The following is a 21048-nucleotide window of genomic DNA, read 5'->3' as shown; positions in this document are numbered from 1 at the left end:
CCGCGCGGCGCCTCACCGCGAATCGCCGGCGCTGCGGGTGGCGGGCGTAAGCCGCAGCAGATGGGCGACCAGCAGCACCGCCGGGATGCCGATCGCGGCGGTGCCGGCGAAGAACAGCGCGTAGGCATCGAGCAGGCCATGCTGGCCTTGCAGCGCATCGACGGCTGCGCCGGACAAGCCCTTGAGCGACTTGCCGAGCAGCGCGTAGAACGAGCTGAGCAGCGCGTACTGCGTGGCGGTGTAGCCGAGGCTGGTCAGGCTGGACATGTAGGCGACCAGCGCAGTGCCGGCGAAGCCGGTCGAAAAATTGTCCACGAACATCGCCATCGAGAACACGCCCAGGTCCGGACCGGTCACGGCCAGCAGCGTGAACGCGAGGTTCGACAGCGGACCGACGATGGCACCGACCAGCAGTGTCGCGCCGAAGCCGTAGCGCATCGCGCACAGGCCGCCGGCGGCGACGCCGAGCACGGAAGCCGCGAGCCCGATGCTGCTGCGCACCGCACCGACGGTCTCCTTGGCGAGGCCCAGGTCGGCGTAGAACGGATTGGCCATCGGCCCCATGACGAAGTCGGCCAGGCGGTACAGGCTGATCGCCGCGAGCATCAGCAACGCCTTGCGGCCGTGGGTGCGGAAGAACGCGACGAACGGGCCGGCGATCGCATCCAGTGCGCCACGCAGCCGCCACGCGGCGGCAAGACCGCGACGGGCGACCTCGGCCGTCGCCGACGGTTCGCGTGCGATCAGGGTCGCGGCGACACCGACGCCCATCGCCGCAGCCATCGCCGCGTAGGACACCGACCAGCCGGCGAAGCCGGCGAGGATCAGGATCAGCGCATCGGTGACCAGCAGCGCCGCGCGGTAGCCGAGCTGGTAGGCGGCGGTGAGCAGCGCCAGTTCGTCGGCGTCGCCGGCGCTTTCGATGCGCCAGGCATCGATGCACACGTCCTGCGTCGATGACGCGAATGCGGCGCAGAGCGCCAGCGCGGCGAAGGCGAACAGCCCTCCGTGCGGCTGCAGCGCCGCCATGCCGCCGAGCGCCGCGGCCACCACCAGCTGCGACAGCAGGATCCAGCCGCGCCGCCGGCCCAGCCAGCGGCCGAGCAGGGGCGCGTCGAAGCGATCGACCGCCGGCGCCCACAGGAACTTCAGCGAATAGGCCAGCCCGACCCACGACAGGAAGCCGATCATCGACAGGGTGACGCCGCTCTCACGCAGCCAGTAGCCGAGCGTGTTGCCGACCAGCATGAACGGCAGCCCGGAGCCGAAGCCCAGCAGCAGCATGACCGCGACCTTCGGACGCGTCAGCGCGCGCAGCACGCGCCGCCAGCCGTGTCCGGCGCCGGACTCAGAGGTCATAGTCGATGATCAGCGGCGCGTGATCGGAGAAGCGTTCGGACTTGTAGACGGAGGCCGCGCGGAGTTTGCCGCGCAGGCCCGGCGTGATCACCTGGTAGTCGATGCGCCAGCCGACGTTCTTGGCCCAGGCCTGGCCGCGGTTGGACCACCAGGTGTAGGCCTCGCCTTCGGTGTCGGGGTGCAGCGCGCGGTAGGCATCCACCCAACCCGCGCCGTCGGGCGGTGCGCCGAACACCACGTCGAGCCACGCGCGTTCGTGCGGCAGGAAGCCGGAATTTTTCTGGTTGGAGCGCCAGTTCTTCAGGTCGATGTTGCGGTGGGCGATGTTCCAGTCGCCACAGATCACGTACTCGCGGCCGTTGGCGCGCCACTCGCGCAGTTTCGGCAGGAAGAACTCGAGGAAGCGGTCCTTGCTCGCCTGACGCTCGGGCCCGGCCGAGCCGGACGGCAGGTACAGGGACACGACGGAGAGCTGGCCGTAGCGGAATTCGAGATAGCGCCCCTCGTTGTCGAACTCGTCGTTGCCGAGTGTGTCGAGCACCGCATCCGGCGCACGCCGTGCGTAGATGGCGGTGCCGGCGTAGCCCTTCTTCAGCGCGTCGCGGAAGCGCACGTGCCAGCCGTCGGGAAAGAAGTCCGGATCGTGCTGCACGTCCGGATGCTGGGCCTTGGTCTCCTGCAGGCACAGGATGTCCGCGTCCTGCCGCGGCAGCCACTGGAACAGGCCCTTGCGGGCCGCGGAGCGGATGCCGTTGCAGTTGAGCGTGACGATGCGCATGTTGGCGGGAGGCAGGCGGCGGAGCGACGAGCGATAATTCTGCCCGAAAAGGTCCACCGACCCGACGATGAAACCCTACCAGTCCGCGTTCCTCGAACTCGCGCTCGCGCACGAAGTGCTCAAGTTCGGCCAGTTCACGCTCAAGTCCGGACGCGTGAGTCCGTACTTCTTCAACCTCGGCAGGATCTCCAGCGGCGCCGCGATGCGTGCGCTCGGCCAGGCCTACGCGCAGGCCCTGGCTGCGTCCGGCATCGCCTACGACATGCTGTTCGGCCCGGCCTACAAGGGCATTCCGTTGGTCACCGCGCTGGCCTGTGCGCTGGCCGATCCGGCCGCCGGCGGTCGTGACGTGCCCTACGCCTACAACCGCAAGGAGGCCAAGGATCACGGCGAAGGCGGCGTTCTGGTCGGCGCAGCGCCGCGCGGCCGTGTCGTGATCGTCGATGACGTGCTGACCGCCGGCACCGCGCTGCGCGAAGCGGTGGCGCTGCTGCGCGGCGCCGGTGCCGAGCCGGTGGCCGCGCTGATCGCGCTGGATCGCCAGGAACGGGGCAGGACCGGCCGTTCGGCGGTGCAGGAGATGGAGCAGGACAGCGGTATCCGCGTGATTCCGCTGGTCACCGTGCAGACCCTGCTCGAATACCTGGGCCAGGACGGCGGCGGCCGCCATGCGGTACCGCCGGGCGTGGTCGGCGCGATCCGCGACTACCAGGCGGAGTACGGAGTTTCGGCATAATCCGGTGATGCACACAGACGAACCCCGCATGTCGTACCGCCCACTCGGCCGCGCGCTGGTGGCCGGCGTCTGGCTCGTGCTCGGCGCCGCCGCTCATGCCGGCGAGATCGTCTGCTGGACCGACGACAGCGGCCGCCGTGCCTGCGGCGACCGCGTGCCACCGGAGTACGCCAAGCGCGAGCGCCAAGTCTATGACAAGACCGGGCGCATGGTCGATGTGCTGCCGCGCCAGCGCACGCCCGAGGAGATCGCCGAGGCCGAGCGCCAGGCGGCCGAGGAGAAGGCGTCGCGCCAGCGCGCGGTGGATCAAGCCGCCTACGACAGGTTCCTGCTGCAGACCTACAGCGGCGTCGGCGAGTTGATCCGCGCCCGGGACGAGCGCCTCAAGCTGCTCGATACGCGGCTCAAGCTCGCCGAGAAATCGCTCGCCGACAACGAACTGGGCATCCAGCAGCTGGAGGAGCAGATCGCCGATGCCGAGCGGGACGACAAGGCCGTCCCGGAGCGTCTGAGCAAGCAGCTCAAGGAATCGCAGCGCACGCTCAGCGGCAACCGCCGCGCCGTCGATAAGCTGAGGAAGGAGCGCGCCGAACTGGTCGCCAAGTACGACAGCGACATCGCGCGCTACCGCGAGCTGACCGCGCCGCCACCGCCGCCATCGCCCGAGCCGGAAGCAGCCGCACCGCCATAGGCACCCCTCGTGGTCATCCAGAGCGCGTTGATGCGCTGTGGATAGCACGGCCCGGTGATCCCTGACTGGGCGTCTTGAGTGCCGACGATGCCATTCGGGGCATCGTCGCGGCGCGTCTCCTCACCCGCGAATCAGCGTGCCGATACCGGCGTCGGTGAACAGTTCGAGCAGCACCGAGTGCTCGACGCGGCCGTCGATGATGTGCGCGGACTTCACGCCGCTGTTCACCGCGTCCAGCGCGTAGCGCACCTTCGGCACCATGCCGCCGTGGATCGTGCCGTCGAGGATCAGGTCCTCGACCTGTTGCACGGTCAGGCCGGTGAGGATCCGGTTGTCCTTGTCGAGCACGCCGGGGGCGTTGGTCAGGAACATGATCTTCTCGGCCTGCAGCACCGCGGCGATCTTGCCGGCGGCCACGTCGGCGTTGATGTTGTAGGCCTCGCCGTGTTCACCGACGCCGACCGGGGCGATCACTGGAATGAAGCCGCCGGCTTCGAGATGGCTGATGACGCGCGGATCGATCTTCTCGACCTCGCCGACCTGGCCGATGTCCTGGCCGTTCTTGAGCATCATCTTGCGCGCGCGGATCAGCTGGCCGTCCTTGCCGGTCAGGCCGACGGCGCGGCCGCCCTGCTGGTTGAGTGCGCTGACCACCGCCTTGTTGACCAGGCCGCCGAGCATCATCTCGACGACATCCATGGTCTCCTCGTCGGTCACGCGCATGCCCTCGACGAATTCGCTCTTCTTGCCGAGCCGCTCCAGGTGCGAGCCGATCTGCGGGCCGCCGCCGTGCACGACCACCGGGTTCATGCCGACCAGCTTCATCAGCACGATGTCGCGCGCGAACGACGCGATCATCGCGTCGTCCTTCATCGCGTTGCCGCCGTACTTGACGACGATGGTCTTGCCGGCGAAACGGCGGATGTAGGGCAGCGCCTCGGTGAGGACGCGGGCGATGGTCTGCGCGTTGGACAGGTCGATCGGCATGGTCCCTCTCAATGCTTGCCGGTGCTGCCGAAGCCGCCGGCACCGCGCTGTGTGGCGTGGAAGTCGGTGACGGTCTCGAACTCGGCCTGCACGACCGGCACGAACACGAGCTGGGCGATGCGCTCGCCGGGGCTGATCGCGAAGGGCTCGTGGCCGCGGTTCCAGCATGACACCATCAGCTCGCCCTGGTAGTCGGAATCGATCAGGCCGATGAGGTTGCCGAGCACGATGCCGTGCTTATGGCCCAGGCCGGAGCGCGGCAGGATCACCGCGGCCAGCTTGGGATCGGCGATGTAGATTGCCAGGCCCGTTCTGATCAGCGTGCTGGCGCCGGGTTCGAGCACCAGCGGCTTGTCGAGCAGCGCGCGCAGGTCGAGGCCGGCGGCGCCGTCGGTCGCGTAGGCCGGCAGCGGCAGTTCGCGGCCGAGGCGAGGGTCGAGAATCTTGAGCTGGATGGTTTTTTTCATGGCGGCGTCGGGGTGCGGGCGTGCGCGGCGCGGAATTATCGTTCAAGCGGGGGCAGCGACGGGGACGATGCGCCTGCGCTGTGCTTCAGCGTGCCGCAGCTGGGTGCGCGAGATAGCGTTCCGCGATCAGGTCGGCGAGTTCGCGCGCGAGCCGTGACTTGGGCCCATGCGCGAGTTCGCGCTCGCCGCCGGCCCAGAACACGTGCAGCGCGTTGTCGTCGCGGTCGAAGGCGCGGCCGCTGCCGACCCAGTTGGCGGCGATCAGGTCGAGCTTCTTGCGCAGCAGCTTGTCGCGCGCATGCTCGGCCAGGTCTTCGGTTTCCGCGGCGAAGCCGACGACGAACAGCTGCGGATGCGCGGCGCGCACGGTGGCGAGGATGTCCGGGTTCTTCACCAGGCGCAGGTCGAGCGTGTCGGCCTTCTTCTTGATCTTGTGCTCGGCGACCGCTTCGAGCCGGTAGTCGGCGACCGCCGCGGCACCGATCAGGATCTGCGCCTGTGCGGCGGCGTCCTGCGTCGCCGCAAGCATCTCGTCGGCGGTCTCGACCTCGATGCGGCGCGTGCCGGCGGGCACCGGCAGCGCGGTCGGCCCCGACACCAGCGTGACCTCGGCACCCATGCGCGCCAGCGCGTCGGCCAGCGCATAGCCCATCTTGCCGGACGAGCGGTTGGTGATGAAGCGCACCGGGTCGATCGGTTCGCGCGTCGGCCCGGCGGTGAGGACGATGCGCACGCCGTTGAGGCGGCCGGTGTGCAGCAGTGCAGCGACGGCGTCGCGGATCTGCAGCGGTTCCCACATGCGGCCCTCGCCGGTCTCGCCGCAGGCTTGCCCGCCGCTGCCGGGGCCGAGCACGTGCACGCCGCGGTGCATCAGCGTGTGCAGGTTCGCCTGGGTCGCCGCATGCGCCCACATCAGGCGGTTCATCGCCGGTGCGATGGCGACCGGCCGGTCGCTGGCCAGGCACAGCGTCGTCAGCAGGTCGTCGGCGAGGCCATGCGCGAGGCGCGCGATGCAGTTTGCGCTCGCGGGAGCAATCAGGATCAGGTCCGGCCAGCGGGCGAGTTCGATGTGGCCCATCGCCGCCTCGGCGGTCTCGTCCCACAGCGAGCTGCGCACCGGGGTGCCGGACAGGGCCTGGAAGGTCTGTGCGCCGACGAAGCGCTGCGCATTGGCCGTCATCACCACCTGCACCTCGGCGCCGGCTTCGGTGAGGCGGCGCACGAGATCGGCGGCCTTGTACGCGGCGATGCCGCCCGTGACGCCGAGCACGATTCGGCGACCGGTCAGGCTTGTGGCGGGTGTCTGCATGAACCCATTCTAGCCAGACGAGAAGAAAGGGAGGGAAGCATGGCGATCACCGACTGGCCGGTATCGGAGCGGCCGCGCGAGAAGCTGGTCGCGCAGGGCGCGTCGGCGCTCAGCGACGCCGAGCTGCTGGCGATCTTCCTGCGCACCGGCGTGCGCGGCATGACCGCCGTCGATCTGGCGCGCGACCTGATTCGCCGCTTCGGCGGCCTGCGCGCGCTGCTGGCGGCCGATCGCGAGGAGTTCTGCGTCAGCCGTGGCTTGGGCGAGGCCAAGTACGTGCAGCTGCAGGCGGTGATGGAGATCGCGCGCCGCTACCTGTCCGAGGCGCTGACCCGTGGCGCGCCGCTGACCAGCCCGCAGGCGGCGGCCGACTACCTGCGCGCCTGGCTGCGCGACCGCGATCACGAAGTGTTCGCGCTGCTCTACCTCGACAGCCAGCACCGCGTGCTGGCCTGCGACGAACTGGCGCGCGGTACGCTCGACGGCGCCTCGGTCCATCCGCGCGAAGTGGTCAAGGCGGCGCTGCGCCGCAACGCCGCGGCGGTGATCCTCGCGCACAATCACCCCAGCGGCGTCGCCGAACCCAGCGCCGCCGACCGCGCGCTCACCGAGCGCCTCAAGCAGGCCCTGGCGCTGGTCGATATCCGCGTGCTCGATCACCTGGTGGTCGGTGACGGCATGCCGACCAGCTTCGCCGAGCGCGGCTGGATCTGATCCAGCGTCGATCCGGGCGTCGATCCGGGCGTCGATCCGGGCGCCGCTCTAGGCTCGTATACTCGGGCCATGATCCGGTTGGCGGCCATCGCGGGTCTGCTTTTCGCCGCATGCAGTTTCGCGGCGCAGGCTGCGCACGTGGCGCTGATCGAGATCGACGGCCCGATCGGCCCAGCCACAAGCGCACACCTGGCCAAGGCCCACGCCCGTGCCGTCGAGGAAGGGGTCGCGGCGATCGTCCTGCGCATCGACACGCCCGGCGGGCTCGACACGGCGATGCGCGATATCATCAAGCTGGAGCTCTCCTCGCCGATTCCGGTCATCGCCTGGGTCGGCCCCGAAGGCGCGCGCGCGGCCAGCGCCGGCACCTACATCCTCTATGCCGCGCATATCGCGGCGATGGCGCCGGCGACCAACCTGGGCGCGGCGACGCCGATCCCGGTCGGCGGCGGCTGGCCGGCGACCCGCCCCGGCGCGACCGCGGAACCCGCGTCCGGCGAGCACGGGGGTGCCGCGGACAAAGCTGCGGATGGGGCCAGCCACGAAGGCGGCGAGGCCGTCGATGCCGCGCAGGCCAAGGCGGTCAACGACGCCGTGGCCTATCTGCGCAGCCTCGCCGAGAAGCGCGCGCGCAATGCCGACTGGGCCGAGCGCGCGGTGCGCGAAGGCGCGTCGCTGTCGGCGGAGCGCGCGCTCGAACTGGGCGTGATCGACGTCGTTGCCGAGGACATCGACACGCTGCTGCGCGCCATCGAGGGCCGGCGGGTGGAGATGCCCGAGGGCGGGCGCGCGCTGGCGCTGGCGGGACTGCCGGTGCAACGCATCGATCCCGACTGGCGCATGCGCCTGCTGGCCGTGATCACCAATCCGACGGTGGCCTACGTGCTGATGCTGATCGGCATCTACGGCCTGCTGCTGGAGGGCTACCACCCTGGCGCGATCCTGCCGGGCGTCACCGGCGCGATCTGCCTGCTGCTGGCGCTGTATGCGTTCCAGCTGCTGCCGGTGAACTACGTCGGCCTCGGTCTGATCCTGCTCGGTGTCGCACTGATGATCGCCGAGGCGCTCGCGCCCAGCTTCGGCGTGCTCGGCTTCGGCGGCGGCATCGCCTTCGTGCTCGGCTCGGTACTGCTGATGGACATCGACGTGCCCGGTTACGAGATCAACGTCGGGGTCATCAGCGGCATCGCGCTGACCGCGCTCGCGCTGCTGGCAGCCACCCTCTACCTGCTATGGCGTGCGCGCCGCGCGCGCGTCGTCACCGGGGACGAGCGGATGGTCGGGCAGATCGTGCGCGTGCTGGAAGCCGCCGACGGCGAGGGCTGGGCGGAGGTGGCAGGCGAACGCTGGCGCATCCAGGCTGCGACGCACTTGCGGGCGGGACAATCCGTGCGCGTGAGCGCGCGCAATGGCCTGATACTGACGGTTGTACCGATCGAATAGGAGAGCGGCCATGCTGGGACTGGGCGGTGTCATCGTGCTCGCGGTGCTGGGCCTGTTGGTGGCCGGGGTCAAGGTGCTCAACGAATACGAGCGCGGCGTCGTGCTGACCTTCGGCCACTACACCGGCACCAAGGGGCCGGGGCTGATCTACGTGTTTCCGGTGATCCAGCAGATGATGCGCGTCGATCTGCGCACCATCGTCATGGACGTGCCGCCGCAGGATGTGATCTCGCGCGACAACGTCTCGGTGAAGGTCAACGCCGTGATCTATTTCCGCGTCATCGATCCGGCGCGGGCGATGCTGCAGGTCGCGCAGTTCTACGAAGCCACCAGCCAGCTCGCGCAGACCACGCTGCGCTCGGTGCTCGGCCGCCACGAGCTCGACGAGATGCTGACCGAGCGCGATGCGCTCAACCGCGACCTGCAGGAAATCCTCGACAAGGCCACCGACGCCTGGGGCGTCAAGGTCGCCACCGTCGAGATCAAGCATGTCGATATCGACGAGAGCATGATCCGTGCGATCGCCCGCCAGGCCGAGGCGGAACGGTCGCGGCGCGCCAAGATCATCCACGCCGAGGGCGAGCACCAGGCCGCCGTGCGGCTGCGGGAGGCCGCTGCCGAGCTGGCCCGGGAGCCGCAGGCACTGCAGCTGCGCTATCTGCAGACGCTGATCGACGTCGCCGGCGAGAAGAACTCGACGATCGTCTTTCCGCTGCCGATGGACCTGATCACCCCGCTGATGAAGAAGCTGGGCAAGGAGTGACCCGGCCGGCTGGCGTGCCTAGTGGTCGAGCGAGAACCCGAGCTTCATCGTCACCTGCCAGTGCGCGACCTTGTTCTGGTCGATCTGGCCGCGTACCTCGGTGACCTGGAACCAGCGCAGGTTGTGCACAGTCCTGGATGCCTTGGCGATCGCGCTGTTCACGGCATCCTCGATGCCGGTCGGCGACGAGCCGGTCAGTTCGATGCTCTTGTAGGTGTGATGGGTCATGTTCGTTCTCCGGACGTGCCCCGCGCCCGATGGCGGGGTGCCAGGGGATAGTAGCCCCCGGGGCTTGCCCTTGCCGGGGCGCGCTGGCACAATTGCGCCCCTTTTTCGGGCGGAGTTTTCCGTCCGTACCCGCTGCAGATGCAGCCAAGTCGCCCGTACTGGGGCATTTTTCGGGGTTTGTGGTCATGTCCAAAGTCTGTCAGGTCACCGGCAAGCGGCCGTTGGTCGGCAACACGGTTTCGCACGCCAACAACAAGCGTCGGCGCCGTTTCGAGCCGAACCTGCACACGCACCGTTTCTGGCTGGAGTCCGAGAAGCGCTTCGTGTCGCTGCGCGTGTCCACCAACGGCATGCGCATCATCGACAAGAAGGGCATCGAGGCCGTCGTTTCCGAGCTGCGCGCGCGCGGCGACAAAGTCTGAGAAAGCAGGAGTAAACCGACATGGCCAAGAAGAAGGACGTCGAGAAGATCCGCCTGGTATCCACCGCCGACACGGGCTACTTCTACACCACGACGAAGAACCGCAAGAACACGCCGGACAAGTTCGAGATGAAGAAGTACGATCCGGTCGTGCGCAAGCACGTCGCATTCAAGGAAGCCAAGATCAAGTGACCCGCCGCGGCTGACGGCCGCGACGCGTCATTCCCGCGCAGGCGGGGATCCAGAGGGCCGCGCCAGCGGCCCTTCGTATTTGCGGCGGCGTCACACGCCGGGCGTAACATAGTCCGTGCCGATGACCGAAGCCGCCGAAGCCCGACCGCATCACCGCCACCTGGAGCACGCCCGTGCACAGGTGATCGAGCTGCTGTCACGCCAGGCGGTCGAGCGGGAACTGGTGTCGCGCTCCGAGAACCGCAAGCAGGACGTGGTCGCACAGCTGGTCGAGCGTCAGCATCGTGCGGCGCTGGAGCAGCGGCTCGCGCATTTCCACCCCGCTGACATCGCGTTCGTGCTGGAAAGCCTGCCGCCCGATGCGCGTGCGGCAGCCTGGGGGCTGGTGCGCCCGGAGCGGCGCGGCGCGGTGCTGCTGGAGGCCTCCGATACCGTGCGCCGGTCGGTCGTGCTGGGCATGGGGCCGGACGAGATCTCGGCGGTGGTCCGCACGCTGGATTCGGACGACATCGCCGACCTGGTCGGCAGCCTGCCGGAAGAGCTGCGGCAGGCCGTCGTCGAACGCCTGGACCGCGATGACCAGGACGAGGTGCGCTCGGTACTGTCGTTCCCCGAAGGCAGTGTCGGCGCGATGATGGACCTGGACTTCGTTGCGGTCCGCAACGACGCCTCGCTCGAAGCGGTCCTGCGCCTGCTGCGCCGACGCAAGCAGTTGCCGCCGCACACCAACCAGATCTTCGTCGTCGATCGCAACAACACCCTGCTCGGACTGCTGCCGATGTCGCGGCTGCTGCTCGAAGAGCCGGAGCAGCGCGTGGCCGCGGTGATGTCCGCCGACCCGGTCTTCTTCTATACCGACGACGCCGCGCGCGACGCCGTCGATGCGTTCGAGAAGTACGATCTGATCTCGGCGCCGGTGGTCAACCTGCACCGGCAGGTCGTGGGACGGCTGACCGTCGATGCGGTCGTCGATGAGATCAACGAACGCGCCCAGGCCGAGTCGTTGCGTCAGGTCGGCCTGTCCGAGGAGGACGAGGACCTGTTCGCGCCGGTGGTGCCCAGCGCGCGGCGCCGCTGGATGTGGCTGGCGATCAACCTGACCACGGCGTTCGTGGCCTCGCGCGTGATCGGCCTGTTCGAGCAGACGATCGCCGGGCTGGTGGCACTGGCGACGCTGATGCCGATCGTCGCCAGCATCGGCGGCAATACCGGCAACCAGACCGTGGCGCTGGTGATCCGCGGGTTGGCGCTCAAGCAGCTCGGCCCGGCGCAGCTCGGGCGCATCCTGATGCGCGAACTCAAGATCAACGTGATCAACGGTGCCGCCTGGGGGCTCGCGCTGGGGCTGGTCACGCTGCTGCTGTATCACGATATCGCCCTGTCGGCCGTGATCGCGGCGGCGCTGCTGCTCAACCTGCTCGTCGCCGCGCTGGTCGGCGTGGTCGCACCGGTCGCGCTCGACCGCTTCGGCCGCGATCCGGCGATGGGGTCGAGCATCATCCTGACCGCGACCACCGACAGCATGGGCTTCTTCATCTTCCTCGGGCTGGCAGCCGTATTTCTCGTGTGAGCGGACGCTGCTACAGTGCCGCCCCCGTTCGAGTCGTCCCGATGAGCCGCGACGCCACGTTTGCCCAGCAGTTGATCGATGCCGGCCGCCTGTTCCACCGGCGCGGCTGGGTGCCCGCGACCGGCGGCAATTTTTCGGCGCGGCGCGGCGCCGACTCGATGCTGATCACCGCGTCCGGTTGCCACAAGGGCGAGCTGACCGACGCCGATTTCCTCGTCGCCGACCTCGAAGGTCGTCCGATCGACAATACGCGCAAGGCATCCTACGAGACCCTGCTGCACTGTCAGCTCTACCGCTACGGTGCCGACATCGGCGCGGTGCTGCATACGCACTCGATCGCCAACACGGTGTTGTCGCGGCGATTGAACAGCGTTCATCTGGCCGGCTATGAGCTGCTCAAGCTGCTGCCCGGCATCACGACGCACGATGCGAAGGTGGACGTTCCGGTATTCGAGAACGACCAGGACATCGCGCGGCTGGCCGCGACGGTGGATGGGCACCTGCGCCGGCATCCGCAGACGCCGGCCTATCTGATCGCCGGTCACGGCTTGTACGCCTGGGGCGAGAACGTCGCGCAGGCGCGCTGGCGCGTCGAGGCCCTGGAATTCATGTTCGAGTGCGAACTGCACTCGAAGTCGTCGTAAGGAGATGCAGACATGACCACACTGACGGTGTACGCGGAGCAGGACGGCACGCGCCCGCTGGAAAAGCTCACCGGTTTCGAGGCGATCCGCGACCGCCTGGCCGCGGTGGGCGTCGAGTTCGAGCGCTGGGAGGCGGCGCAGCCGCTGTCACCGACGGCTTCGCCGGAGGAAGTGATGGCGGCCTACAAGGACTCGATCGACAAACTGAATGCGAAGTACGGCTTCCAGTCGGTCGATGTCGTCAGCATGCACCCGGATCATCCGCAGGCCGAAGCGGCGCGCGGCAAGTTTCTCGCCGAGCACACGCACGCCGATTTCGAGACGCGCTTCTTCGTCGATGGTGCGGGCATGTTCTACATCCGCGCTGGCGGCAAGGTGTACATGACCGAGTGCACGCGCGGCGACCTGATCAACCTGCCGGCCAACACCACGCACTGGTTCGACATGGGTCCGCGGCCGAACTTCAAGGCAATCCGTTTCTTCCGCATCCCGGAAGGCTGGGTCGGCCACTTCACCGGCGACACGATCGCCGAAAGATTTCCGAAGTACGAGAGCGCGGCGTGATCCGGGCGATTGTCACTGACATTGAGGGTACTACCTCCTCGATCGACTTCGTCCACCAGACGTTGTTCCCCTACGCGAAGAAGCATCTGCGCGGATTCCTTCGTGAACAGGCGGGCAACGATGCGGTCCAGCATCTGCTGGCCGACGTCGAGCGCATCGAGGGACGCGATCTGTCGCTGGACGAGGCGGCGGATGCGCTCGAGCGCTGGATCGCCGAGGACCGCAAGCTCACGCCGCTCAAGGCGCTGCAGGGCATGATCTGGAAGACCGGCTACGAAGCCGGCGAACTCAAGGGTCACGTCTACGCCGACACGCCCGTGTATCTGCGCCGCTGGCATGCGGCCGGCAAGGCGCTGTATGTCTATTCCTCCGGTTCGGTCGAGGCACAGAAGCTGATCTTCGGCCATACCGACTACGGCGACCTCACGCCCCTGTTTTCCGGCTACTTCGACACCAACATCGGCGGCAAGCGCGAGGCCGCGTCCTACGCACGCATCCTCGCCGAACTGCAGCGCTCGGGTGACGAGGTGCTGTTCCTGTCCGACGTCGGCGAAGAGCTCGACGCCGCGCGCGCCGCCGGCCTGCAGACCTGGCAGCTGCTGCGCGACGACAAGGCCGTGCCTTCGCCCACGCACCGCCAGGCGCGGAGCTTCGCGGACGTCACGGTCTAGAAGGCGCCCCGGCGTAGCACCAGTGCCAGGGCTCGTAGAGATAGCCCTGACGGTTGCCGCGCGGATAGGACATGCGGAAGCCGAATTGCCCTGCGTTGGCCTGCAGCCAGCGGAACGCGTCCGTGCCTTCGAAGGCTTCGTCGAGCGCCGCACACCCCGCGGTGCCGACATCCACGGCGCGCCCGGTGTGATGTTCGCTGTAGCCCGGCGGGGCATTGACGCGCAGGATCGTGTCGAGCGCATCGCCCCGGTCGAGCCTGGCGCGGATCAGCGAAGTCTGGAAATCGACGCTGCGGAATGCCGATACCAGGCGCAGATCCACACCTTCGCTTGAGGCGTGGCGTTGCATCGCCAGCCAGGCGCGGGCGGCGGACGGCGTCAGCAGCTTGTCGCGGCCATCAGTGCCCAGGCCGACCGGGGCCAGGCGCTGCGCCTCGCGGAACAGGGTCAGGTGGCGTTGCTCCGGCAGTTCCGCGGGAACGCCCAGCGCGGCCAGCGCCGCGGCGACCCGCTCGCGATAGCCGTCGCGGGCGCTCAACTCAGGAACGGGCCAGGCGCTCGCGCCAGCCGGCCTTGCGGTCGCCGATGACGACGAAACCGGGATTGAGCAGCGAGTCCTTCTGGTTGTAGCGCAGCGGCTGCAGGTCTGGCAGCGTCAGCACCTCGGCGCCGGCGCATTCGGCGACGCACTGGCCGGCGGCCGTGTCCCATTCCGAGGTCGGTCCGGTGCGCGGGTACAGATCCGCTTCGCCGGTGGCCACGAGGCAGAACTTCAGCGAGCTGCCCTTGCTCACCGCCTCGTGCGCCGGCAGCTTGGCTAGCAGCACCTCCAGCGCGGCGTCCTTGTGCGAACGGCTGACGACGAAGGCCGGGATGTCGGCGCAGCCGCGCGTGCGGATCGGCTCGCGCGTCGTGCCCTGGATGCGCAGCGCACCGACGCCGCGCGCACCGGCGTAACTGACGTTGAGCACCGGTGCATAGACCACGCCCAGCACCGGTTCGCCGGCATCGATCAGCGCGATGTTGACGGTGAATTCGCCGTTGCGCTTGATGAACTCCTTGGTGCCGTCGAGCGGATCGACCAGCCAGTACTGCGACCAGCCGCGACGCACGGCGTAGGGCGTGTCCGCACCTTCCTCCGACAGCACCGGCAGGCCCGGCGTCAGGCGCTCCAGCCCGGCGACGATGGCCTGGTGCGAGGCCAGGTCCGCCTGGGTCAGCGGCGAGTCGTCGTCCTTGTGCGTGACCGCGAAGTCCGATTCGTAGATGTCGAGGATGCGGTCGCCGGCGCTACGTGCCAGTGCAATGACGTCGTCGAGGAGGCGGGCGCTGGGCGTCAGGTTCACGAAACGATTCCCGGTGGAGCGATGTGCGGGGCCCGTATCATACGGGCCTTATGAATACCGGCGTGAGTGCGCGGGTGGACTGGGCCGCGGTCGAGTGGGTCCTCCTCGACATGGACGGCACCATTCTCGACCTGTCCTTCGACAACTACTTCTGGCGCGAGCTGGTGCCGCAGCGCTATGCCGAGAAGCACCAGATGTCGCTGGTGCGCGCGCACGAGGTGCTGCGGCCGATGTTCGAGGCCGTGCAGCACACGCTGCCCTGGTACTGCACCGATTACTGGAGCGAGGCGACCGGCCTGGACATGGCCGCGCTCAAGCACGAGATCCGCCACCGCATCGGACCGGTCGCCGGCGCCGAGGATTTCCTGCGCGCAGTGCGCGCGTCGGGGCGGCATCTGTGGATCGCCACCAACGCGCATCCTGTGAGCTGGCGTCTGAAGCTCGACTACACCGGCTTTCATCGCTACTTCGACCGCGTGATCTGCTCGCACGAGTTCGGTCATCCCAAGGAAGACCTGCGCTTCTGGGAGGCGGCGCGGGCCGCGCATCCCTTCGAGCCTTCACGGACGCTGTTCGTCGACGACAGCATGCCGGTGCTGTCGTCGGCGCAGGCGTTTCACATTCGCCAGGTCATCGGCATCCGCAAGCCCGACAGCCAGCTGCCGGAACGCCCGATCGCAGCGATGCCGTCGGTGCGAACGCTGGCGGATCTGAACCGACCCTAGCGTCGCCCGCGCGGGCGACCGCCGCCCGGGCGTCCGCCGCCGCGACGCGGCCCGCCACGGCCCGGTCCGCCATGGTGGCGGTGACGCGCGCGCTCCACGGCGATGTAGTCGGCCGCGATCAGGTCGTGGCCGCCTTCGAGCATCGGGATCTTGGCGCCGATGTACTTCTCGATCTCGGGCAGCGAATAGACCCAGGTCTCGCAGCACATGGAGATCGCATCGCCGCTGGCGCCGGCGCGCGCGGTGCGGCCGATGCGGTGGACATAGTCTTCCGGGTCCTGCGGCAGGTCGTAGTTGATGACCATGTCCACGCCGGGGATGTGCAGGCCGCGCGCGGCGACGTCGGTGGCGACCAGCACCGGCAGCTTGCCGTCCTTGAATTCCTCGAGCAGGCGCAGGCGCGTGCCCTGCGAAACGTCGCCGGACAGCACGCGCGCGTTGTAGCCGTTGGCCTGCAGGCCGCGCTCGACGTCCTCGGCCTCGCGCTTGGTGTTGATGAACACCAGCGTGCGTTCGGGCTTCTTGCCGCGCAGCAGGCCGACCAGCAGCGGCATCTTCTCGTCGTTGGCGACGTGGATCATTGCCTGGCGCACCTTGTCCGCGGTGACCTGCTCGGGCTCGATCTCGATCTTCTGCGGATTGTTCATGTGCTCGTAGGCGAGTTCGAGCACGCGGTGCGACAGCGTCGCCGAGAACAGGTAGTTCTTGCGCTTGGCGGCTTCCGGCATCTTGCGGATCAGGTAGCGGATGTCGGCGATGAAGCCGAGGTCGAACATGCGATCGGCCTCGTCGAGCACCAGCACCTCGATCTGCTTGAGGTGATAGGTGCCCTGTTTCAGATAGTCGATCAGGCGGCCCGGCGTGCCGATCAGGATATCGACGCCGGCCTCGATGTTGGCGCGCTGGATCTCGTAGCCGGCGCCGCCGTAGCAGACCACCAGGCGCAGGCCGGTGTGCGCGCCGAGCGCCTCGGCATCCTTGTGGATCTGCACCGCCAGTTCGCGCGTCGGCGCGAGCATGATCGCGCGCGGCTGCTTGGCGTCGTCCCCCGGCTTGCGCGGATTCGTCAGCAGGTGATGCATCGTCGCCAGCAGGAAGGCCGCGGACTTGCCGGTGCCGGTCTGGGCCTGGCCGGCGAGATCCTCGCCGCGCAGTGCGCGCGGCAGGGTTGCGGCCTGAATCGGCGTGCAGTGCGTGTAGCCGAGCCGGTCCAGCCCCTGTAGCAGGGTCGGGTGGAGGCCGAGGTCGGCGAAGCGTGTGTCTGTCAGATGGCTGGGTCGCATGAATGGCTGTGTTCCGGGGGACCGCTGCTCTTGCAAGGAGCGGAAGGATCGGCTCAAATAGGCCTGACTTACGGCTGTGCGGCGAATTAACGACTCAACGCCGCTGTCCCGGCCCAGTCATTCCCCGATCCGAAATCATAACGTTCCGTCGGCTTTTTTGCGCGGTCCGCTATGTCCCGCGGACCCCTGCGGCGGTTCGGGCGGCCCTCGGGCCGCGATCCCACGTCACTTCGAGGTCATTCCATGAGCGAACACATCTCCGCCGTCACCGATGCCAGCTTCGAGCAGGACGTCAAGCAGGCCAGCCAGTCGCAACCCGTGCTGGTGGACTTCTGGGCCGAATGGTGCGGTCCGTGCCGGATGATCGCGCCGATCCTCGATCAGATCGCCGCGGAGAATGTCGGCAAGCTCAAGGTCGTCAAGCTCAACGTCGATGAAAACCCGCAGACCCCGGCGGCGCTGGGCATCCGCGGCATCCCGACCCTGATCCTGTTCAAGAACGGTGCACCGGCGGCGACGCAGGTCGGCGCCGTTGCGAAGGCGCAGCTCGCCGCCTTCGTCGCCCCCCATCTCAACATCGCTTAAATCCCAAAAGACATCATGAAACATCGTCGGCGCTTCCATCCCGGCAAGAACCGCGGCGGCGGCAACGCCAATCAGGGCGGTGGTGGCGGAGGTCCAGGCAACGGCTTCCCGGACGACCTCGCGCTCGAAGAAGAAATGGCCGAGGCCGAAGCGGAATCGCTGGCGCTGGCCGAGGGCGGCCCGATGCCGCGGCCGCGGATGGGCGAGATCGAAGGCGGCGAGGGCGAAGGCGAGGGTGCGCAACAGCAGTTCGTGCGCACCGAGCCGCCGAAGATCATCCGGGTGCCCGACCTGAAGCGCAAGACCGCTGCCGAGCTGCTGTCCCTCGCCGAAGAGCAGGGCTTGGAGAACATCGCCCGCGCCAAGAAGCAGGACCTGATCGTTTCGCTGCTGCGCGCGGCGGCACGGCGCGGCGATCACATCTACACCGAGGGCGTGCTGGAGATCATGTCCGACGGCTACGGCTTCCTGCGCGGCCCGGACAGCTCGTATCTCGCAGGGCCGGACGACGTCTATATCTCGCCGAGCCAGATCCGCCGTTTCGCGCTGCGCACCGGCGATACCATTGCCGGTCGCGTGCGCTCGCCCAAGGACAACGAGCGCTACTTCGCGCTGCTCAAGGTCGATACGATCAACTACGAGCCGCCGGAAGTCTCCAAGCGCAAGGTCAATTTCGAGAACCTCACGCCGCTGTTTGCCGACGAGCAGTTCAAGATGGAGCGCGGCAACGGCACGACCGAGGACATCACCGCGCGCATCATCGACCTGGTCGCGCCGTTCGGCAAAGGCCAGCGCGGCCTGATCGTGTCGCCGCCCAAGGCCGGCAAGACCATCCTGATGCAGAACGTCGCGCAGTCGATCGCGGCCAACTATCCGGACGTGTATCTGATCGTGCTGCTGATCGACGAGCGACCCGAGGAAGTCACCGACATGCAGCGCACCGTGCGCGGCGAAGTCGTGGCCTCGACCTTCGACGAACCGGCGACGCGCCACGTGCAGGTCGCCGAGATGGTGATCGAGAAGGCCAAGCGCCTGGTCGAGCACAAGCGCGACGTCGTCATCCTGCTCGACTCGATCACGCGCCTGGCGCGCGCCTACAACACGGTCGCGCCGTCGTCCGGCAAGGTGCTCACCGGTGGTGTCGATGCCAACGCGTTGCAGAAGCCCAAGCGTTTCTTCGGCGCGGCGCGCAACATCGAGGAAGGCGGTTCTCTGACGATCATCGCCACCGCGCTGATCGACACCGGCTCGAAGATGGACGAAGTCATCTACGAGGAGTTCAAGGGCACCGGCAACATGGAACTGCACCTGGAGCGCCGCATCGCCGAGAAGCGCGTGTTCCCGGCGATCAACATCAACCGCTCCGGCACGCGCAAGGAAGAGCTGATGATGGACCCGGCCGACCTCAACAAGGTCTGGATCCTGCGCAAGCTGCTGCACGACATGGATGAGATCGCTGCCGTCGAACTGCTGATCGACCGCATGAAGCAGACCAAGACCAACGCCGCGTTCTTCGATTCGATGAAGCGGAATTGATGCTCCACGCTGCTGTAAACGAAAAAGGCGCCGATGGCGCCTTTTTCGTTTCGGGACCGGTTCAGCCTTCGCGTGCGATCGCGCGCCAGCCGATGTCGCTGCGGTACTGCACGCCGTTCCAGCGGATTTTCGCCACGGCCGCATAGGCCGCCTGTTGCGCCGCGCGCACGCTGTCGCCGCGGGCGACGACGCACAGCACGCGGCCGCCGCTGGTGACGATGCGGCCGTTCCGTTCGGCGGTGCCGGCGTGGAAGACCTTGGCCACGCCCAGATCGGCGTCGAGGCCGTCGATCGCATCCCCCTTGGCGGGCGCGCCCGGATAGCCGGCCGCGGCCATCACCACGCCCAGCGCCGGCTGCGGCGACCACTGCGGCGTGACGCGGTCAAGGCGGCCATCGACCGCCGCTTCGAGCAGGTCGAGCAGGTCGGAGTCCAGGCGCATCAGGATCGGCTGTGTTTCCGGATCGCCCATGCGCACGTTGAATTCGAGCACGCGCGGCGCGCCGTTCCTGTCGATCATCAGGCCGGCGTAGAGGAAGCCGGTGAAGGGTGCGCCTTCCGCCGCCATGCCGGCGAGCGTCGGTTCGATCACCTCGCGGCAGGCGCGGGCGTGCACGTCCGCGGTCACCACCGGCGCCGGCGAGTACGCGCCCATGCCGCCGGTGTTCGGGCCGGTGTCGCCGTCGCCGATGCGCTTGTGATCCTGGCTGGTCGCCATCACCACGTACTGCGTGCCGGCGGCGACGACGATGAAGCTGGCCTCCTCGCCGTCGAGGAAATCCTCGACGACCACACGCGCACCGGCCTGACCGAGCAGCGTGCCGCCGAGCATGTCGCCCACGGCGCTCTGCGCTTCCTCGACGCTCTGCGCGACGACGACGCCCTTGCCCGCGGCCAGGCCATCGGCCTTGACGACGATCGGTGCGCCGCGCTCGGCAATGTAGGCCTGCGCCGGTGCGGTTTCGGTGAACACACGGTACTGCGCTGTCGGGATGCGATGCCGCGCGAGGAAGTCCTTGGTGAAAGCCTTGGAGGCTTCGAGCTGCGCGGCGTTGCGACGCGGTCCGAAGATGCGCAGGCCGGCGGCCTGGAAGGCATCGACCACGCCCAGCGACAGCGGCGCTTCCGGACCGACGACCGTGAAATCGATGCGCTCGCGCTGCGCCAGGGCCACCAGTCCGGCGATGTCCTCGGCGGCGACGGCGGCATTGCGGCAGCGTGCCTCGCGCGCGGTGCCGGCATTGCCCGGCGCGACCAGCACCTCGGCCACGCGCGGCGACTGCGCCAGCTTCCACGCCAGCGCGTGCTCGCGACCGCCGGAGCCGATCACCAGAACCTTCATTGCCTGCGCCATGACATCGCCCGAACCGGAAAGGGCCGGTATTTTACGGACAAACAAAGACCCCGCAGCCTGTCCTGCCTGCGGGGTCTTGGGCCAGCAAGCTGCGGCTAGCGCAGGTAGATGTTGTTGCCCTCGACGCGCACCCTGGCGCCGACCGACAGGCCGCCGAGATCGGTCACGTTGATCACGCGCGAGCTGCCATCCTCCATCGTCACCGCGACGTCGTAGGTCTTGTACGAGCGGACTTCCTTCTCGATCTGGTGACCGGCGATGGCGCCCAGGATCGCGCCGGCCGCCGTGGCCGCGTCCTTGCCCTTGCCCTTGCCGAACTGATGGCCGGCGACACCACCGGCGACCGCACCGGCGACCGCGCCCGCACCGCTGCCTTCGCCCTTCTGTTCGACCTCCGTGATCGACGACACCGTGCCGCAGCTGGCGCAGATCGCCGGCTGTACGGGCACCGGCGCCGGCCGTGCCGCCGCCGGCTTGGCGGTGGGCCGTGCGGTCGGACGCGGCGTCGCAGTCGGCTCCGGCGTGGGCTCCGGCGTCGGCACCGCCGTCGGCGTGGGGGTGGGCGTCGGTGTCGGCGCCGGCAGCGGATTGTCCGGAGAACAGGCGGCGAGCGTCAGCGCCAGAACACCGATGGTAACGATGGGCAGGAACGACAGGTGTTTCACGACAACCCCCTTGGTGG

Annotated in this window: 25 protein-coding genes; 14 read left to right on the top strand and 11 right to left on the bottom strand. The window is 68.4% G+C overall.

Annotated features, from left to right (window positions below; all coding sequences use genetic code 11):
- Nucleotides 1-12 precede the first annotated feature (12 nt).
- Together AAG565_RS10620 and AAG565_RS10615 are read right to left on the bottom strand one after the other, a co-directional pair.
- Nucleotides 13-1359 carry an MFS transporter gene (locus AAG565_RS10620; RefSeq protein WP_348819566.1) on the bottom strand — a complete coding sequence of 449 codons (1347 nt, stop codon included), beginning with the start codon at nt 1357-1359 and terminating at the stop codon, nt 13-15.
- Nucleotides 1349-2137, bottom strand: a complete 789-nt coding sequence (locus tag AAG565_RS10615; protein ID WP_348819565.1) for an exodeoxyribonuclease III — start codon at nt 2135-2137, stop codon at nt 1349-1351. The genes AAG565_RS10620 and AAG565_RS10615 overlap by 11 nt, the downstream gene beginning before the upstream one ends.
- 67 nt (nt 2138-2204) lie before the next feature.
- Between AAG565_RS10615 and pyrE the strand changes: the two genes are divergently transcribed.
- Together pyrE and AAG565_RS10605 are read left to right on the top strand one after the other, a co-directional pair.
- Nucleotides 2205-2873 carry an orotate phosphoribosyltransferase gene (gene pyrE / locus AAG565_RS10610; protein ID WP_348819564.1) on the top strand — a complete coding sequence of 223 codons (669 nt, stop codon included), beginning with the start codon at nt 2205-2207 and terminating at the stop codon, nt 2871-2873.
- Between the two features lie 28 nt (nt 2874-2901).
- Entirely contained in the window at nt 2902-3564 is a 663-nt protein-coding gene (locus AAG565_RS10605; RefSeq protein ID WP_348819563.1) for a hypothetical protein, read from the top strand.
- Nucleotides 3565-3684: 120 nt separating this feature from the next.
- On the opposite strand, the gene argB is transcribed toward AAG565_RS10605, so the two are convergent.
- The 3 genes from argB to coaBC all read right to left on the bottom strand — a co-directional run bounded on the left by argB (nt 3685) and on the right by coaBC (nt 6327).
- Nucleotides 3685-4551 (bottom strand): acetylglutamate kinase, encoded by an 867-nt coding sequence (argB, locus tag AAG565_RS10600; RefSeq protein WP_348819562.1) that lies wholly within the window; start codon nt 4549-4551, stop codon nt 3685-3687.
- 8 nt (nt 4552-4559) lie between these two features.
- Nucleotides 4560-5018 (bottom strand): dUTP diphosphatase, encoded by a 459-nt coding sequence (gene dut / locus AAG565_RS10595; protein ID WP_348819561.1) that lies wholly within the window; start codon nt 5016-5018, stop codon nt 4560-4562.
- 85 nt (nt 5019-5103) lie between these two features.
- Nucleotides 5104-6327 (bottom strand): bifunctional phosphopantothenoylcysteine decarboxylase/phosphopantothenate--cysteine ligase CoaBC, encoded by a 1224-nt coding sequence (coaBC, locus tag AAG565_RS10590; protein ID WP_348819560.1) that lies wholly within the window; start codon nt 6325-6327, stop codon nt 5104-5106.
- Between the two features lie 39 nt (nt 6328-6366).
- Here coaBC and radC point away from each other — a divergent pair, with 39 nt between their 5' ends.
- From radC to AAG565_RS10575, 3 genes are all read left to right on the top strand, one after another.
- Nucleotides 6367-7041, top strand: coding sequence for a DNA repair protein RadC (gene radC / locus AAG565_RS10585; protein ID WP_348819559.1), 675 nt, complete (start codon nt 6367-6369; stop codon nt 7039-7041).
- 69 nt (nt 7042-7110) lie between these two features.
- A complete protein-coding gene (locus AAG565_RS10580; protein ID WP_348819558.1) occupies nt 7111-8484 on the top strand; it encodes a nodulation protein NfeD in 1374 nt (457 codons plus the stop codon).
- A 10-nt stretch (nt 8485-8494) separates the two neighbouring features.
- On the top strand, nt 8495-9247 hold the full coding sequence (locus AAG565_RS10575; RefSeq protein ID WP_348819557.1) for a slipin family protein: 753 nt from the start codon (nt 8495-8497) through the stop codon (nt 9245-9247).
- Nucleotides 9248-9265: 18 nt separating this feature from the next.
- Here AAG565_RS10575 and AAG565_RS10570 read toward each other — a convergent pair whose 3' ends face one another.
- Entirely contained in the window at nt 9266-9475 is a 210-nt protein-coding gene (locus tag AAG565_RS10570; protein ID WP_348819556.1) for a dodecin, read from the bottom strand.
- Nucleotides 9476-9660: 185 nt separating this feature from the next.
- On the opposite strand from AAG565_RS10570, the gene rpmB reads away from it, so the two are divergent.
- From rpmB to mtnC, 6 genes are all read left to right on the top strand, one after another.
- Nucleotides 9661-9897: a 50S ribosomal protein L28 gene (gene rpmB / locus AAG565_RS10565; protein ID WP_348819555.1), complete on the top strand. Its 237-nt coding sequence runs from the start codon at nt 9661-9663 to the stop codon at nt 9895-9897.
- Between the two features lie 20 nt (nt 9898-9917).
- A complete protein-coding gene (gene rpmG, locus AAG565_RS10560) occupies nt 9918-10088 on the top strand; it encodes a 50S ribosomal protein L33 (protein ID WP_348819554.1) in 171 nt (56 codons plus the stop codon).
- A 121-nt stretch (nt 10089-10209) separates the two neighbouring features.
- Nucleotides 10210-11658, top strand: a complete 1449-nt coding sequence (gene mgtE, locus AAG565_RS10555) for a magnesium transporter (protein ID WP_348819553.1) — start codon at nt 10210-10212, stop codon at nt 11656-11658.
- A gap of 41 nt (nt 11659-11699) precedes the next feature.
- A complete protein-coding gene (locus AAG565_RS10550; protein ID WP_348819552.1) occupies nt 11700-12302 on the top strand; it encodes a methylthioribulose 1-phosphate dehydratase in 603 nt (200 codons plus the stop codon).
- A gap of 12 nt (nt 12303-12314) precedes the next feature.
- On the top strand, nt 12315-12866 hold the full coding sequence (locus tag AAG565_RS10545; protein WP_348819551.1) for a cupin: 552 nt from the start codon (nt 12315-12317) through the stop codon (nt 12864-12866).
- Nucleotides 12863-13537, top strand: a complete 675-nt coding sequence (mtnC, locus tag AAG565_RS10540) for an acireductone synthase (RefSeq protein WP_348819550.1) — start codon at nt 12863-12865, stop codon at nt 13535-13537. Before AAG565_RS10545 ends, mtnC begins: the two co-directional genes overlap by 4 nt.
- On the opposite strand, the gene AAG565_RS10535 is transcribed toward mtnC, so the two are convergent.
- Together AAG565_RS10535 and cysQ are read right to left on the bottom strand one after the other, a co-directional pair.
- A complete protein-coding gene (locus AAG565_RS10535) occupies nt 13527-14075 on the bottom strand; it encodes a M15 family metallopeptidase (RefSeq protein ID WP_348819549.1) in 549 nt (182 codons plus the stop codon). The two genes, mtnC and AAG565_RS10535, sit on opposite strands and share 11 nt — an antisense overlap.
- Before the next feature lies 1 nt (nt 14076).
- Entirely contained in the window at nt 14077-14883 is an 807-nt protein-coding gene (cysQ, locus tag AAG565_RS10530) for a 3'(2'),5'-bisphosphate nucleotidase CysQ (protein ID WP_348819548.1), read from the bottom strand.
- 62 nt (nt 14884-14945) lie between these two features.
- On the opposite strand from cysQ, the gene yrfG reads away from it, so the two are divergent.
- Nucleotides 14946-15608: a GMP/IMP nucleotidase gene (gene yrfG, locus AAG565_RS10525; RefSeq protein ID WP_348819547.1), complete on the top strand. Its 663-nt coding sequence runs from the start codon at nt 14946-14948 to the stop codon at nt 15606-15608.
- Here the strand turns inward: yrfG and AAG565_RS10520 are convergent.
- The gene (locus AAG565_RS10520; protein ID WP_348819546.1) at nt 15605-16891 is read right to left on the bottom strand and encodes a DEAD/DEAH box helicase; all 1287 of its coding nucleotides are present in this window, start codon (nt 16889-16891) and stop codon (nt 15605-15607) included. The two genes, yrfG and AAG565_RS10520, sit on opposite strands and share 4 nt — an antisense overlap.
- Before the next feature lie 243 nt (nt 16892-17134).
- Here AAG565_RS10520 and trxA point away from each other — a divergent pair, with 243 nt between their 5' ends.
- Together trxA and rho are read left to right on the top strand one after the other, a co-directional pair.
- The gene (gene trxA / locus AAG565_RS10515) at nt 17135-17476 is read left to right on the top strand and encodes a thioredoxin TrxA (RefSeq protein ID WP_348819545.1); all 342 of its coding nucleotides are present in this window, start codon (nt 17135-17137) and stop codon (nt 17474-17476) included.
- 276 nt (nt 17477-17752) lie between these two features.
- On the top strand, nt 17753-19012 hold the full coding sequence (rho, locus tag AAG565_RS10510) for a transcription termination factor Rho (RefSeq protein ID WP_348819615.1): 1260 nt from the start codon (nt 17753-17755) through the stop codon (nt 19010-19012).
- A 61-nt stretch (nt 19013-19073) separates the two neighbouring features.
- On the opposite strand, the gene purD is transcribed toward rho, so the two are convergent.
- Entirely contained in the window at nt 19074-20354 is a 1281-nt protein-coding gene (gene purD, locus AAG565_RS10505; RefSeq protein ID WP_348819614.1) for a phosphoribosylamine--glycine ligase, read from the bottom strand.
- Nucleotides 20355-20461: 107 nt separating this feature from the next.
- A complete protein-coding gene (locus AAG565_RS10500) occupies nt 20462-21031 on the bottom strand; it encodes a glycine zipper 2TM domain-containing protein (protein ID WP_348819544.1) in 570 nt (189 codons plus the stop codon).
- Nucleotides 21032-21048 lie beyond the last annotated feature (17 nt).

This window comes from Fontimonas sp. SYSU GA230001 (assembly GCF_040066175.1).
In the GTDB taxonomy this organism is placed as follows: Bacteria; Pseudomonadota; Gammaproteobacteria; order Nevskiales; family Nevskiaceae; genus Solimonas.
Note: the sequence above shows the minus strand (reverse complement) of the source record. Positions and strands in the feature narration are given on the sequence as shown.